This window comes from Agromyces sp. NPDC058484 (genome assembly GCF_042720415.1).
Classification (GTDB): Bacteria; Actinomycetota; Actinomycetes; order Actinomycetales; family Microbacteriaceae; genus Agromyces.
In genome coordinates this window covers 40,248-54,330 of sequence record NZ_JBHXMP010000002.1, presented here as the reverse complement: position 1 = coordinate 54,330, position 14,083 = coordinate 40,248, and the positions used below count along the sequence as shown (strand labels likewise).

Below are 14,083 nucleotides of genomic sequence, written 5' to 3'. Positions count from 1 at the left end.
AGGCTTCGAGTGCGCTGTGTCGGCTGCTCTGTCAGCCCTGGCGGTCGATGCGCTCGTGCGCGGCGCGGCGCGCGGCGCGCTCCGCCTCGGTGAGCGAGGCGACGGTGAGTTCGCCCCCGGATGCCTCGTAGTGCTCGACGACGTCGCGCACGGTGTCGACGATGCCGGGGAACCCGATGCGCCCGGCGTGGAACGCCGCCACCGCCTCCTCGTTGGCCGCGTTGAACACGGCGGGGTACTCGCCGCCCGCTCGACCGACCTGCTTCGCGAGGGCGACGGCCGGGAACGCGTCGCCGTCGAGCGGTTCGAAGGTCCAGGTCGTGGCGCTCGACCAGTCGAGCGGCTTGCCCGCGGCGGCGACGCGGTGCGGCCAGTCGAGGCCGAGCGAGATGGGCAGCCGCATGTCGGGCGGCGATGCCTGCGCGATCGTCGAACCGTCGACGAACTCGACCATCGAGTGCACGATCGACTGCGGGTGCACGACGACGTCGATGCGGTCGTAGTCCACGTCGAAGAGCAGGTGCGCCTCGATGACCTCGAGCCCCTTGTTCACGAGCGTCGCGGAGTTCGTCGTGACGACGAGGCCCATGTCCCAGGTGGGGTGTGCGAGGGCCTCGGCCGGCGTGACATCCGCGAGGCTCTCCCGGGTGCGCCCGCGGAACGGACCGCCCGAGGCGGTGAGCACGAGGCGGCGCACCTCGTCGTCGGTGCCCGACCGCAGCGCCTGCGCGATCGCGGAGTGCTCTGAGTCGACCGGCACGATCTGCCCGGGCCGAGCGAGCCCCGTCACGAGGTCGCCGCCGACGATGAGCGACTCCTTGTTCGCGAGGGCGAGGATCGTGCCGCGGCGGAGCGCCGCGAGCGTCGGCGCGAGACCGACCGACCCGGTGATGCCGTTCAGCACGACGTCGGCCTCGACGTCCTGCACGAGCTGCACGGCCTCGTCGACGCCGACGGCGGTGTGCTCGACACCGAACTCGGACGCCTGCTGCTCGAGCAGCGCGCGATTCGATCCGACCGCGAGCCCGACGACGTCGAACCGCCCCGGATTCGCCCGGATGACGTCGAGCGCCTGTGTGCCGATGGAGCCCGACGAGCCGAGGATGATGACGCTGCGCACCTTCCCACCCTACGGCGGTCGGCGCCTTGCTCATCTGCCGATGATCGCGACGGAGGCGGCGCGGTTGCCGGGGACCGGCACGTCGTGGAACCGCACCTGGCGCCACACCGACCCGAACTCGGGGACGCTGCGGACGATGCGCCCCACCCCGCCGTCGTCGCCCGGGATCGACAGCGCCAGTCTCGAGGGTTCGATGAAGTCGGTGTGCCCGATCGCGCGAAGCAGCGCGGTCTTGCGGGCCCACAGGGTCGCGCGCACGAGCGCACGGCGCGCAGGGTCGAGATCGTCGAGAGCGGCGAGCTCCCCCACGTGGAATGCCGCCTCGTCGATGACACCGGCCGCGTCGATGGCTGCCGATTCGATGCCGACACCGAGCGGATGCCGCGTCGTCGCCGCCGCGACGATCGCGTCGCCGTGCACCGCCACGTCGGCGTACCACGGGGCTCCCGAGAGCGTGAGCGGATAGGCGACCGACACCCGCCCGTGCCGTGCCCCGCAGACGGCGCATGCGTGCACGAGCTCGACGTCGTCGGCGGGCACGCCGGACGCACTCCCGATCAGGCCGCGGAGCACGCCATCGGCAGCGAGCGGGCGGCGGGAGCCGGCGAACACGAGCACGCGGACGCTCGCGTCCTCCAGCTCGATGAGCTCCCCCTCCGACGTCACGTCCACATGACCCATCCTCGCGTATCGACCCGAGGCCCGCGACGGATCCGACCGGGTATTCCGTTCCCGGCATGCGGCACGGCCTAGGGTCGAACGGTGAGCGAGATCGAAGCCGACGCCGTGTCTTCGCCGCCGGTGCGGCAGGGCCCGCTCTACCGGATCGTGCGCGGCATCCTCCGCCCGCTCGTGCGACTGGTCTACCGCCCGACGATCACGGGTGCCGAACTGGTGCCGAAGCACGGACCCGTCATCCTCGCGAGCAACCACCTCTCGTTCGTCGACAGCATCGTGATCCCGCTCGCCGCACCACGGCCGGTGCAGTTCCTCGCGAAGTCGCACTACTTCACCGGCACGGGGTTCTCGGGCTGGGTCTCGCGCACGTTCTTCGGCGCGATCGGCGCGGTGAGCGTCGACCGGGGCGCCGGGGCACAGGCGCAGGAGGCGCTCGACCAGGGGCGTCGCATCCTCGAGACGGGCGCCGCCTTCGCCCTCTATCCCGAGGGCACGCGTTCGCTCGACGGGCGGCTGTACCGGGGGCGCACGGGCGTCGCGTGGCTCGCGCTCGAGACCGGCGCGACCGTCGTCCCGGTCGGACTCCTCGGCACCGAGGAGATCCAGCCGGTCGGCGCGAAGCTGCCGCGGGTGCGCCCGGTCACGGTGCGCTTCGGGGCTCCGCTCGACCTCAGCCGGCACGGCGTCGCCTCGTCGGGGCGCGCGCGACGCGCCGCGACCGATGAGATCATGACCGCCATCCACGGGCTCACGGGCCAGGAGCTCGCCGGACGGTACAACGAGACGCCGCCCGCGGGCACCCTCGCGAAGCTCGCCGACCGCGTCGCACCCCGCGAGCGCGTCTGACCCGATTCCCAGCCGAGCCACGCGTTCGCCGGGTATCGTCGGCTCGATGAGCATCGCCGAGGTGGCCGCCCGCTGCGCCACCGCCGCCCTCGTGGTCGTCGCGTTCGCGGCCTGCGCCTCACCGTCAGCCGCGCCACCGGCACCGACGGCGGCGGCGGCGACGAGCCCGCCACGGCTCCCCGAGCCGCCGACGAGCGAGTTCGACCCGGGCCACATCGTCAGCGACGACGCGTTCTACGACAGTTCCGCGATGGGCGAGGAGGAGATCCAGGCCTTCCTCGAATCCGTGTCGTGCCGCCCCGATGAGGGCGTGCGCTGCCTCGCCGACTTCAGGCAGTCGACGACGACCCAGCCGGCGGTGGGCGGCGCCCATTGCGCCGAGTACCGCGGCGGCATCCGCGAGCGCGCGAGCCGCATCATCGCGAAGGCCGCGGTCGCATGCGACGTGAGCCCGCAGGCGCTCCTCGTGCTGCTGCAGAAGGAGCAGTCGCTGCTCACGCGCCCGAGCGCGTCGGGCTTCGAGCGGGCAACGGGCTACGGATGTCCCGACACCGCCGACTGCGACACGAAGTACTTCGGCTTCTTCAACCAGGTCTACAACGCGGCCTGGCAGTTCCGGCAGTACACAGAGGAACCCGACCGCCCGTACCGTGTGGGCACCGTGAACGTCGGCTTCAATCCGGATGCCGCGTGCGGGGCCGCCCCCGTCCAGATCCGCAACCAGGCCACCGCCAACCTCTACAACTACACCCCGTACCAGCCGAATGCCGCCACGCTCGCGGACCCCGACGCCGGCGACGCCTGCGGAGCGTACGGCAACCTCAATTTCTGGCGAATCTGGCACCGCTGGTTCGGCGATCCCGAAGCCGAGCGACTGCCCCCATTCTTCCCGCCGTGCTCGAGGCTCGTCGGTGGTCACGCGTGCCCGCCGGCGCAACCGACGCTCCCGAGTCTTCCGGGCTGACGAGGGGTCTCGATGCTCGGCGGGCCACGCCCGGCGCTACTCGGCCGGCGGGGCGGCGACGACGCCCGGCGCTACTCGACCAGCGGGGCGGCGACGACGGCGGTCGCCTCATGCCGCACCGGGAAGGCGACCGATGCCGCGATGAAGCACTTCTCGGCGGCCTCGGCGTGGATCTCGTCGGCGAGCGCGAGCATCGAGGCATCCGCCACCTCGACCCGAGGACGCAACGTCGCCTCGCTGAAGGCGCCCCCGCCGCGGCCGTCTTCGATCATCGTGCCCGTCGCGGCATCCGTGTACCCCTTCACGACGACCCCGTGGCGGGTGGCGACGTGCAGGTACGAGAGCATGTGGCATTCGCTGAGCGCGGCGAGCAGGAGCTCCTCGGGGTTCCACCGTTCCCGGTCGCCGTGGAAGACGCGATCGCTCGAGCCGTCGATGTCGTGGGTCTTGCCGGCCGCGCGCACGACGTGCTGACGACCGTACGCGCGGTAGTTCGACGTGCCTTCGCCGCGGTCGCCGAGCCACTCGACCTCGATCTCGTAGCGGTGTTCGCCGAGCATTCCGTGCCTTCCGTCGATGCGAGTCGTGCCTTCGATTCTGCACCCTCGCGGCACAGTGGGCCTGCACCTCGGCGATAGGCTTGGGGCACCATGACTGACACCCAGATTCCTGCTGAGACCGCGACCGCGCCGGTGTACGCCGTGCCCCAGGAGCGCCGGGTCGTGACCGCCATTCCCGGCCCGAAGTCGGAGGAACTGCACGCGAGGCGCACCAGGGTCGTCTCGGCCGGCGTCTCCTCGGCCCTGCCCGTGTACATCGAGCGCGCGAACGGGGCGATCCTCGTCGACGTCGACGGCAACCGGTTCATCGACTTCGGCGCCGGCATCGGCGTCACCACCGTCGGCCACACCGAGCAGGGCGTCGTGCAGGCTGCGGCGAACCAGCTGCAGGATGTCATCCACACGCTCTTCACGATCACCCCCTACGAGGAGTACGTGCGCGTCGCCGAGCTGCTCGCCGAGCACACCCCCGGCGGGTGGGCGAAGAAGACCGTGCTCGTGAACTCGGGCGCCGAGGCCGTCGAGAACGGCGTGAAGATCGCACGCAAGTTCACCGGCCGGCGCGCCGTCGCGGTGCTCGACCACGCGTACCACGGCCGCACGAACCTCACGATGGCGATGAACTACAAGGCGCACCCGTACGCGACCGGGTACGGCCCGTTCGCCGGCGACGTCTACCACGCGCCGAGCTCCTACCCCTACCGCGACGGCCTTTCGGGCGAGGATGCCGCGGCGCGCACGATCGCGTACCTCGAGAAGGCGGTCGGCGCCAGCGATCTCGCCTGCCTCGTGGTCGAGCCGATCCAGGGCGAGGGCGGGTTCATGGTGCCCGCCGAGGGGTTCCTCCCCACGCTGCAGGGCTGGTGCACCGAGCACGGCGTGGTCATGATCGCCGACGAGATCCAGAGCGGCATGGCCCGCACCGGCCGCTACTACGCGAGCGAGCACTTCGGCTGGGAGCCCGACCTCGTGCTCTCCGCGAAGGGCATCGCCGGCGGCCTCCCCCTCGCGGCCGTCACCGGCCGCGCCGAGATCATGGACGCCTCGCAGCCCGGCGGGCTCGGCGGCACGTTCGGCGGCAACCCGGTGGCGTGCGCCGCGGCAGTCGCGGTCTTCGAGACGATCGAGCAGAACCATCTCCTCGCCGAGGCGGAGCGCATCGAGGCGACCTTGACGGCGGGCCTCGAGCGGCTCGAGCGGCGCTACGACATCATCGGCGAGATCCGCGGCAGGGGTGCGATGATCGCCATCGAGCTCGTGCAGCCGGGCACCGGCGACACCACGAAGGTGCCGAACCCCGAAGCGGTCTCCGCGCTGGTCGCGTATGCGGCGCAGCACGGGGTCCTGTTCCTCAGCGCGGGCACCTGGGGCAATGTGCTCCGGTTCCTGCCGAGCCTCGCGGTGAGCGACGCCCTCATCGAAGACGGCCTCCGCGTGCTCGACGACGGCTTCGCGTCGCTCGGGTAGCGCGGTGCCCGGCACATTCACCGTCACCGACGCCGTCGAACTCGCCGTGGTCGAGCGCAGTGGTTTCATCGAGTCACGGCACGCAGGCTCCGCCGTCGTGCTCTCCCCCGAGGGTGAGGTCGCGCGCGCGCTCGGCGACGTGCGCACCCCGATCTTCCCCCGGTCCTGCCTGAAGCCGTTCCAGGCGCTCGCCGTGATGATGTCGGGCGTGACGCTCCGCGGCGAGGACGCGGCCGTCGCCATGGCGAGCCACTCCGGCACGGCGGCGCACGTCGCGCTCGTGCGCGGGCTCCTCGATCGCGCGTCGCTCCCGGTCTCGGCGCTCGGCTGCCCGACGGCCGCACCGACCGACAAGATCGCCCGCGACGAGCTGATCCGCAGCGGCGCTCCGCGCGAGCGCGTTCACATGAACTGCTCAGGCAAGCACGCGGCCATGCTGCTCGCGTGCGCGGCGAACGAGTGGCCGCTCGAGGGGTACCTCGATCCGGGGCATCCGCTGCAGAAGCGCATCCTCGACGTCGTCGAGCGGCTCACCGGCGAGCGACCCGCCGCGACCGCGGTCGACGGCTGCGGCTCGCCGGTGCACGCAATCAGCCTCACCGCTCTCGCGCGCGGCATCCAGAAGATCACCACCGCGGCCGCCTCCTCGCCGTTCGCGCTCTACCGCGAGGCGGCGGCGCTCACCGAGGCCGCGCGCGAGCACCCGTGGGCGGTCGGCGGGCCGGGCCAGCCCGACACGGTCGCGATGGAACGGCTCGGCGTCTTCGCCAAGGTCGGGGCCGAGGGCGTCATGGTCATGACCGCGCCGAACGGCACGACCACCGCGCTCAAGGTGCTCGACGGCTCGTCGCGGGCCTCCACGATCATCGCGTTGCGGCTCCTCGCCGGCGCCGGCGCGGTCGACGACGCCGCCGTCGATCAGGTGCAGACCGAGCTCGACCTCTGGGTCATGGGCGGCGAGCGCCGCATCGGCGACGTGCGCGCCACGGTCTGAGGCCGCGTCGAGCGCACGGTCCGATCGACGGATGCCGCGAGGGGAACGATCCCGTCGCAGCATCCGATTCGCTCGGTTCGGGTCAACGGAGCTTCGCGAGCCGCTTCGCCCTCGCCGCGCGCGAGACCTGGGCGGCGATGACGAGCACGATCGCGAAGAGGAACACGGCGGAGGCGATGACGTTCGCCTCCGCGGGGATGCCGCGCGATGCCGAGATGTAGATGTACTTCGGGAACGTCGAGACGGAGCCCGAGTTGAAGTTCGTGATGATGAAGTCGTCGAAGCTGAGGGCGAACGACAGCAGCGCCGCGGCGAGGATGCCCGGCATCAGGAGCGGGAAGGTGATGCGCCAGAAGACCTGCGCCGGAGACCCGTAGAGGTCGCGTCCGGCCTCTTCGAGCGCGGGGTCGAGGCTCGCGACGCGCGCCTTGACCGTGACCACAACGAAGCTGATGCAGAACATCGTGTGCGCGAGGATGATCGTCGTCATGTCCTTCGGCACGCCGACGGCGAGGAACTGGGCGGCGAGGCCGGCACCCAGCACGACCTCGGGCGTCGCCATCGGGAGGAACAGCAGGAGGCTCGTGGCGGACCTGGCCCGGAACCGGTAGCGCACGAGTGCGATGGCGATCATCGTGCCGAGCGTGGTCGCGACGACGGTGGCCACGACGCCGATGACGATGCTGTTGCCGAACGCCTCGCAGACGGCTCCGCCCTCGACGTTGCAGACGTTCAGCCACTTGTCGAGCGTGAACCCGCGCCACGAGATGTTCGACTTGATCGAGTCGTTGAACGAGAACACGAACGTGTAGACGATGGGGATGAGGAGGAACACGAGCGCGATGATCGCGTACGCCGGCAGGAGCCAGTCGCCGAGGCCGACGCGACCCGCACCCGGGCGCCGCACGGGCCGCCGTTCCTCCTCCTGCTCGCTCTCGGCGAGCCCGCCGAGCACGGCGGCCGCCTGGACTTCGCCGCTCACAGCAGGTCCTCCGTTCCGGAACGCTTCACGTAGACGCCGACGATGACGAGGATCACGGTCATGAGGATGATCGAGAGCGCCGCCGCGGCCGGGTAGTTCTGCAGCACGAGGAAGTTCGCCTCGATCACGTTGCCCATCATCTGGGTGTCGGGGCCGCCGAGGAAGTCGCGACTGGCGTTGATGTAGTCGCCGGCCGCCGGAATGAAGGTGAGCAGCGTACCGGCGACGATGCCGGGCATCGAGAGCGGGACGGTGATCTTGCGGAACACCGTGAACGGTTTCGCGTAGAGGTCGCTCCCGGCCTCGAGGTAGCGGGTGTCGAGCCGTTCGAGTGAGGAGTAGAGCGGCAAGGTCATGAACGGGATGAAGTTGTAGGTGAGTCCGAAGATCACCGCGAACGGGGTGCCCGTGAAGTGGGCGTCGGGCGCCATCAGCGAGAGCGCCTTCAGCGAGGTGATGATGAACGACTCGTCGGAGAGGATCTGCTTCCACGCGAGCGTGCGCAACAGGAAGCTGATGAAGAACGGCGCGATCACGAGCACCAGCATCAGGCTCTGCAGCAGCGGCCGGCGACGCGCCTTCACGCCGATGAAGTAGGCCAGCGGATAGCTGAAGACCAGTGCGAACACGGTTGCGGCGAGCGCGTACCCGAACGAGCGCAGGATGTGCGGGAGGTACTGCTCGACGACCGCCGCGTAGTTCTGCCAGTTGAACGCGTAGTCGTACTGGCCGATGTCGCCGAACTCGCGCGGCGCCTGCAAGGAGGTGAGCACGAGGGAGATGAGCGGCGTGAGGAAGAAGAGGACGAGGTAGAGGATGCCCGGCAGCAGGAGGAAGAGCGCGATGCGGCTCCTCTTCTTGGGTGCCTGCGGCTGGGCCTCCGCCGTCGCGAACGCTGCGAAGGCCATCGTCAGTTCTCCTCGAGCTCCGAGACGAGAGCCTCGCGGTGCTGCGCGGCGATGGAACGGGTCGAGTCGTCGGCAGGGAACCTGCCGGTCTCGCTCGGCCCGTCGTCGAGCCCGAATCCGTGCGCGATCGCCCAGCTCAGCCACACCTCGGCGCCCACGCTCGCCATCGGCCCGGACCCGACGTTCTGGGCGAACACCACCACGGTGCCCACGCCGGGCACCTCGACGATGTACTGGGTGCTGACACCCGAGAACGACACGTCGATGATCCGGCCGGGGCCGAGCAGGTTGCGGTCGGCATCGTCGTCGGGTTCTTCCACGTGCAGGGCGACCTTCTCGGGACGGACGCCCACGGTGATCTCGCCCTGATGACGCTGCGCGCGCGACACCGGCACGACGATCCGGTGTCCGCCGGCGGCGACGGTGATCGCGGAGCTCGTGGTGTCGGCGACCCGGCCGGTGAAGAGGTTCGACTGCCCAAGGAAGTTCGCGACGAACGACGTGCGCGGCAGCTCGTACAGTAACTCGGGCGCGCCCATCTGCTCGATCGCGCCCTTGTTCATGACCGCGACGGTGTCGGCCATGGTCATGGCCTCCTCCTGGTCGTGCGTGACGTGCAGGAAGGTGAGGCCGACCTCCTCCTGGATGGTCTTCAGCTCGAGCTGCATCTGACGACGGAGCTTGAGGTCGAGTGCGCCGAGCGGCTCGTCGAGGAGGAGGAGCGCCGGGCGGTTCACGATCGCCCGGGCGAGGGCGACGCGCTGTTGCTGGCCGCCCGACAACTGCTGCGGCCGGCGCTGTGCGAGGTGATCGAGCTCGACGAGCCGGAGCGCCTCGTGGGCCCTGCCGAGCGCATCGCCGATGCGACGGCGCTTCAGCCCGAACGCGACGTTCTCGATGATCGTCATGTGCGGGAAGAGGGCATAGCTCTGGAACACTGTGTTGACCGGCCGTTGATGCGACTTCGTGGCGGTCACGTCTTTGCCGCCGATCAGGATCCGGCCCTGCGTCGGCTCCTCGAGACCGGCGACCAGCCTGAGGGTCGTCGTCTTGCCGCACCCCGAAGGACCGAGGAGGGCGAAGAACGCCCCTGCGGGGATCGTGAGGTCGAGTTCCTCGATCGCCGTGAATCCCGGGAATCGCTTCTGGATCCCGACGAGCTCGAGATCGGCGCCACGCTCGGCGAACTCGCGGACCGCCATGCTCATCGACACTGTGTCACGCCCCCAGGAGGATGCTCTGGAATTCCGCCTGGTACTTCTGCTCCTCGGCGCCGTCGAGCGAGCGGAAGACGAAGGCGTTGGAGAGCGTCTCGTCGTTCGGGAAGATGAGCTGGTTCTCGGCGAGCTCGGGATCGATCGCCGTCGCGGCCTCCTTCGCCCCGACCACGGGCGTGATGAAGTTCACCCACGCCGCGACCTCGGCGGCGATCTCGGGCTCGTAGTAGTAGTCGATGAGCTTTTCGACGTTGGCCTTGCGGGTGGACCCGATCGGCACGAGGAAGTTGTCGTTCCACAGGGTGCCGCCCGCGGACGGGATCGCGAACTCCCACTTGTCGCCGGCCTCGGCGTTGATCACCGTGATGTCGCCCGACCAGCAGATGGCGGCCAGGGTGTCTTCGCTCTTCAGGTCTTCGAGGTAGGAGTTGCCTTTGATGTTTCGCACCTGCCCGTCGTCGACCTGCTTGCGCAGCTCCTCGATGGCCTCGTTGTACTCGTCGTCGCCCCACTCGCCCGAGATGTCCACGCCGTTCTCGAGCATGAGCAGGCCCATCGTGTCTCGCATCTCGGAAAGCACGCCGACGCGACCCTTGAGGTCTGCGCTCCAGAGGTCGGACACCGAGGAGATCCCGCCCGGCACGGCCTCCTTGTTCCAGCAGACGCCGGCGAAGCCGCCCTGCCACGGGATCGACATCTCACGCCCCGGGTCGAAGTCGACGTCCTTCAGCGACGGCGTGAGGTTGGCGAGGTTCGGGATGTTCGCGTGGTCGAGCGCCTGCGTGTACCCGAGCCGGATCCAGCGGGCGACCATCCAGTCGGTGAGGCAGACGGTGTCGGCGCCGATGTCCTGGCCGAGGGCCAGCTGGTCCTTCACCTTGCCGTAGTAGGTGTTGTTGTCATCGACCGCGACCTCGTAGTCGACCTCGATGCCGGTCTCCTCGGTGAAGCGCACGAGGGTCGGGTAGTCGCCGGCGTCGTCTTCATCGATGTACGCGGCCCAGTTGGCCCAGTTGAGGGTCTTGTCGTTCGCCGAGTTGTCGGGGGCCGCCGTGGGCTTCGCCTGCGCCCCGCCGGCGCAGGCGGCGAGCGCGAGCGCGGACACGCCGGCACCCGCGCCGGCGAGCAGGGTACGACGATTCAGCTGGGCGCGGCGGGCCTGCGCGATCAGTGAACGGATCACCGGGTCCTGGGGAAGGGGCCGAGCGGTCATGGGAACTCCATTCGGGTTCTAGGCGCCTGCGGGGGTGGGTCGATACTGCCACACATGCGACACGGGATTCACGCGATCATGTCCGAATCGTTACTTTCTGTGGACGAAGCGTGCGGTTTCCGTTCCCGTTCGGGGGCCACGGCAACCGTTTCCGTCGTCGGCACCGGCGGCCAGGCGGCTCGCTCCGTCGGGGCGCCCGGCCTGCGCACCCAGCACTGCGCGGCCGCGTCGTCGAGGAGCGGCGGAAGCGACGAATCGGCCGCGAGGACACGGCACTCGCGTGCGCCGCCGTGCACGACGATCGTCGCCTCCTCGCGCACGAGCGCCGCGATCGTCCAGTTCGCGGCCCACGCGTCGGCGTCTCCGACGATGACGCACGGCTCAACACCATCGGTGGGGATTGCGGCATCCGTCGTGCTCGCGGCATCCGTCGACCGCCGGGCCAGCGCGGCCCGCACGACCGTGTCGACCGGCTCGAGGAGGAGCGGCGCGAGCCCGGACTCCCGCAGCACCGACACGTCGGCCCTCGGCGAGGCGCTCACCACCGCGCAGAGCTCGGTGCCACCCGGGTCGAGCGGCAGGGGCGCCGGGAACGACTCGTCGGGAAGCGGCGGCGCCGCGATGAGTTGCACGCGATGCCCGCGCCACTGCCCGCAACCCGGCGGATCCTGGTCCCTCCAGAGCCCGCCGGAACCGCCGGCGTGCACGAGGTCCGCTCGTGACGGGTGCCTCAGCAAAAGGAGGCCCCCGAACGCCTCACGGATCCCGTGGCCGAGCCGATGCGCCTGCGCGGCCGTCGCCACGACTCCGACGCCGTTCCGACGCCCGTCTCGGAGGATCGCCTCGATCGCGATCAATGCGGAGTGCCGGTGTTCGTCGGGCCAGTCGCGGAACCGCAGGTCGAGGTCGTCGACGAGCAGGAGCGCCGGCGGGCCGGGCTGCGCGACGCGCCGCTGCATCGCCTGCACCGTGTCCCATTGCCGACTCGGCGGGCCGTCGAGCCGAACGACCGGCAGTCGTGGTTGGTGCCGGGCCGCGGCGCGGGCGATGGCCGCCAGTGCCGTGGTACGCCCGCTGCCCGGCGCTCCCGCCACGAGGAGGTGCCCGTCGAGCGGCGACCAGGCGAGGAGGCCGTGCCGCTGCCGTTCGGGTTCGTCGACCAGCCCGAACTCGAGCGCACCGGGCATGGACCGGTCGGATGTCGCGACACTGTCGAGCACCTCGGGTGGCAACGTGTCCGGCAACGGGTCGACCCACGGCCGCCTGGCCGGCGCCGCGTCGGCGCCCGCGCGGCGCAGCTGCGCGAGCGAGCGGGCGTCGACCCGGGCCGACTGGAAGGCCACCGGCATCCCGTCGCCGACGTCGATGATGCCGCGTCCGGGCGAGTCCGGCCGGATCGACGCGGCCGCCTCGGTGCCGACGACGGCGATGCTGTCGGCGCGCTGCATGACTCGCAGCGACACCCGGATGGCGCAGTTGGCCGTCACCTGCTCGCGGACGACGCCGTTCGGCCGCTGCGAGGCCAGGACCAGGTGCACCCCGAGGGAACGACCTCGCGCCGCGATGTCTGCGATGACGGCGCCGAGATCGGGGAATCGCTCGATCATCGCCTGGAACTCGTCGACGACGATGACGAGGCGGGCGAGCTCCACGTCGGGTTCGAGCTCGATGATGTCGCGAGCACGCTCGGCGTGGAGCACAGATTCCCGGTAACGGAGCTCGGCACGCAGGCTCAGCACGGCGCGCTCGGCCTCCGCCTCGTCGAGGTCGGTCACGATGCCGGCGACGTGGGGCAGGCTCCTGATCGGCTCGAAGGCGGCGCCGCCCTTGAAGTCGACGAGGAGGAACGCGACCCGGCTGGGCGGATGGCAGTGGGCGAGGGCGGCGAGCCAGGCGAGCAGGAACTCGCTCTTGCCGCTGCCGGTGGTGCCGGCGACGATCGCATGCGGCCCGCCCGCGACGAGGTCGATCTCGAGCTCACCGCCGTGGCGCATGCCGACGGCGACGCGAAGACTGCCCCGCGACGCAGAATCGGATTCGGGTTGTCGGAGCGCGTCGAGGTCGATCTGCGTCGGCAGGGTCGCCGCGCCGCCGAAGCCCGCTCGCGCGGCGGCGGAGCGCATCTGCGCGGCCCACAACGACGCCTCGGATGCGCCGAGGAGCTCGGGCACCACCGTCGCACGCGCGGGGTCGCCGCCGCCGAACTCGACCACGGCCCGCCCATGGTTCTCGACGACGAGGATGGCGCCGAGCCCGTGAGGGAGCCGCCCGTGCGCTTCGGCGACGGCGATCGTCGCACCGGCGTCGGGTGGCTGCGATGCGCCCCGACCGCGATGACCCGTGCCGTGACCGTCGTCATCGCCCGCTTCTCGGGCCTCGAGGACGCGGACGAGGCAGGTGCCGCCACCACGATGGTGCGGGAGCGCCTCCGCCCACGACCACGACGGTTCATCGGGGAGCGAGAACTCGACGACGCCGGGACGGCACCGATGCGCGAGCTGCAGGACGAGCGCGCGTGCGGCCGCCCGGGCGAGCGGGAGTGGACCGACGACGCCGATCCCGAGCTGCGCGGCGGCGAGCACCGGGGCGCCCTCAAGCCGCGCGGCGTGCTCCAGCAACTCGCGATCGTGGGCATCGACGGGAGTGCCGTCGACCCGCAGCCCGCTCGTCACAGGTCCGCGGCCGAGCACGATGGATCCCGCTGTTCCATCGCGCCAGGCGGATGCGCTCCGAGCGCCGGCAAGGTGTCGCGCCGACGGTGTCCGCCGCCATGCGGCAGCGCGGAGCACGGCATGCCGGTCGTCGATCTGAGCGCGCACCGACTCGAGCTTCGCGGCACGCTCCTCGTCGCCACGGCGACGAGCGCGACGCGCCAGGCGTCGGGCGTCGAGCACGGATGCGACGGCGACGAGGGGGCCGAGTGCCGCGAACGCGAGCGAGATCGCCGAGCCCGTGATCATCCAGAGCACGAGGGCGCCGGCGATCGGGGCGATCGTGGCGAGCACCGGGAATCCGGCCGCAGCCGGCTCGGGTGGATGCGGCGGAAGGCTGATCGGCAGCTCGGCGGCGTCGCCGTGCACGGGTTCGGATCGATCCATCCCCCCATCCGACACCGTTCCGCTCACGCCGGCGGA

General features: G+C 70.9%; 12 protein-coding genes. 4 read left to right on the top strand and 8 right to left on the bottom strand.

Translation table 11 applies throughout. The annotated features are described in order from the left end of the window. Window positions 1-31 precede the first annotated feature (31 nt). Window positions 32-1,120 (bottom strand): 1-deoxy-D-xylulose-5-phosphate reductoisomerase, encoded by a 1,089-nt coding sequence (gene dxr / locus ACFWN7_RS02725; protein ID WP_376937147.1) that lies wholly within the window; start codon window positions 1,118-1,120, stop codon window positions 32-34. 30 nt (window positions 1,121-1,150) lie between these two features. Next, on the bottom strand, window positions 1,151-1,792 hold the full coding sequence (locus tag ACFWN7_RS02720) for a hypothetical protein (protein WP_376937146.1): 642 nt from the start codon (window positions 1,790-1,792) through the stop codon (window positions 1,151-1,153). A 90-nt stretch (window positions 1,793-1,882) separates the two neighbouring features. Between ACFWN7_RS02720 and ACFWN7_RS02715 the strand changes: the two genes are divergently transcribed. Further along, on the top strand, window positions 1,883-2,644 hold the full coding sequence (locus ACFWN7_RS02715) for a lysophospholipid acyltransferase family protein (protein WP_376937145.1): 762 nt from the start codon (window positions 1,883-1,885) through the stop codon (window positions 2,642-2,644). A 46-nt stretch (window positions 2,645-2,690) separates the two neighbouring features. Then, complete coding sequence (locus ACFWN7_RS02710; protein WP_376937144.1) at window positions 2,691-3,608, top strand: hypothetical protein; 918 nt, start codon at window positions 2,691-2,693, stop codon at window positions 3,606-3,608. A 71-nt stretch (window positions 3,609-3,679) separates the two neighbouring features. Here ACFWN7_RS02710 and ACFWN7_RS02705 read toward each other — a convergent pair whose 3' ends face one another. Then, window positions 3,680-4,168 (bottom strand): OsmC family protein, encoded by a 489-nt coding sequence (locus ACFWN7_RS02705; protein ID WP_376937143.1) that lies wholly within the window; start codon window positions 4,166-4,168, stop codon window positions 3,680-3,682. A gap of 90 nt (window positions 4,169-4,258) precedes the next feature. Here ACFWN7_RS02705 and gabT point away from each other — a divergent pair, with 90 nt between their 5' ends. Both gabT and ACFWN7_RS02695 read left to right on the top strand, forming a co-directional pair. Then, window positions 4,259-5,635 (top strand): 4-aminobutyrate--2-oxoglutarate transaminase, encoded by a 1,377-nt coding sequence (gene gabT, locus ACFWN7_RS02700; RefSeq protein WP_376937142.1) that lies wholly within the window; start codon window positions 4,259-4,261, stop codon window positions 5,633-5,635. A 4-nt stretch (window positions 5,636-5,639) separates the two neighbouring features. After that, window positions 5,640-6,629 (top strand): asparaginase, encoded by a 990-nt coding sequence (locus ACFWN7_RS02695; RefSeq protein WP_376937141.1) that lies wholly within the window; start codon window positions 5,640-5,642, stop codon window positions 6,627-6,629. 82 nt (window positions 6,630-6,711) lie between these two features. Here the strand turns inward: ACFWN7_RS02695 and ACFWN7_RS02690 are convergent, their stop codons facing one another. The 5 genes from ACFWN7_RS02690 to ACFWN7_RS02670 form a co-directional block, all read right to left on the bottom strand. Beyond that, window positions 6,712-7,536 (bottom strand): ABC transporter permease, encoded by an 825-nt coding sequence (locus ACFWN7_RS02690; protein WP_376937333.1) that lies wholly within the window; start codon window positions 7,534-7,536, stop codon window positions 6,712-6,714. 71 nt (window positions 7,537-7,607) lie between these two features. Further along, complete coding sequence (locus ACFWN7_RS02685) at window positions 7,608-8,519, bottom strand: ABC transporter permease (protein WP_376937140.1); 912 nt, start codon at window positions 8,517-8,519, stop codon at window positions 7,608-7,610. 2 nt (window positions 8,520-8,521) lie between these two features. After that, the gene (locus tag ACFWN7_RS02680; RefSeq protein ID WP_376937332.1) at window positions 8,522-9,721 is read right to left on the bottom strand and encodes an ABC transporter ATP-binding protein; all 1,200 of its coding nucleotides are present in this window, start codon (window positions 9,719-9,721) and stop codon (window positions 8,522-8,524) included. A 16-nt stretch (window positions 9,722-9,737) separates the two neighbouring features. Beyond that, a complete protein-coding gene (locus tag ACFWN7_RS02675) occupies window positions 9,738-10,949 on the bottom strand; it encodes a PotD/PotF family extracellular solute-binding protein (protein ID WP_376937138.1) in 1,212 nt (403 codons plus the stop codon). 68 nt (window positions 10,950-11,017) lie between these two features. Beyond that, a complete protein-coding gene (locus ACFWN7_RS02670; RefSeq protein ID WP_376937137.1) occupies window positions 11,018-14,047 on the bottom strand; it encodes an FtsK/SpoIIIE domain-containing protein in 3,030 nt (1,009 codons plus the stop codon). Window positions 14,048-14,083 lie beyond the last annotated feature (36 nt).

Coding starts and splice junctions, on each gene's coding strand:
- ACFWN7_RS02710 (WP_376937144.1), top strand. CDS start 2,691: ATGAGCATCGCCGAGGTGGCCGCCCGCTGCGCCACCGCCGCCCTCGTG.
- ACFWN7_RS02705 (WP_376937143.1), bottom strand. CDS start 4,168: ATGCTCGGCGAACACCGCTACGAGATCGAGGTCGAGTGGCTCGGCGAC.
- gabT (WP_376937142.1), top strand. CDS start 4,259: ATGACTGACACCCAGATTCCTGCTGAGACCGCGACCGCGCCGGTGTAC.
- ACFWN7_RS02685 (WP_376937140.1), bottom strand. CDS start 8,519: ATGGCCTTCGCAGCGTTCGCGACGGCGGAGGCCCAGCCGCAGGCACCC.
- ACFWN7_RS02680 (WP_376937332.1), bottom strand. CDS start 9,721: ATGGCGGTCCGCGAGTTCGCCGAGCGTGGCGCCGATCTCGAGCTCGTC.
- ACFWN7_RS02675 (WP_376937138.1), bottom strand. CDS start 10,949: ATGACCGCTCGGCCCCTTCCCCAGGACCCGGTGATCCGTTCACTGATC.
- ACFWN7_RS02670 (WP_376937137.1), bottom strand. CDS start 14,047: ATGGATCGATCCGAACCCGTGCACGGCGACGCCGCCGAGCTGCCGATC.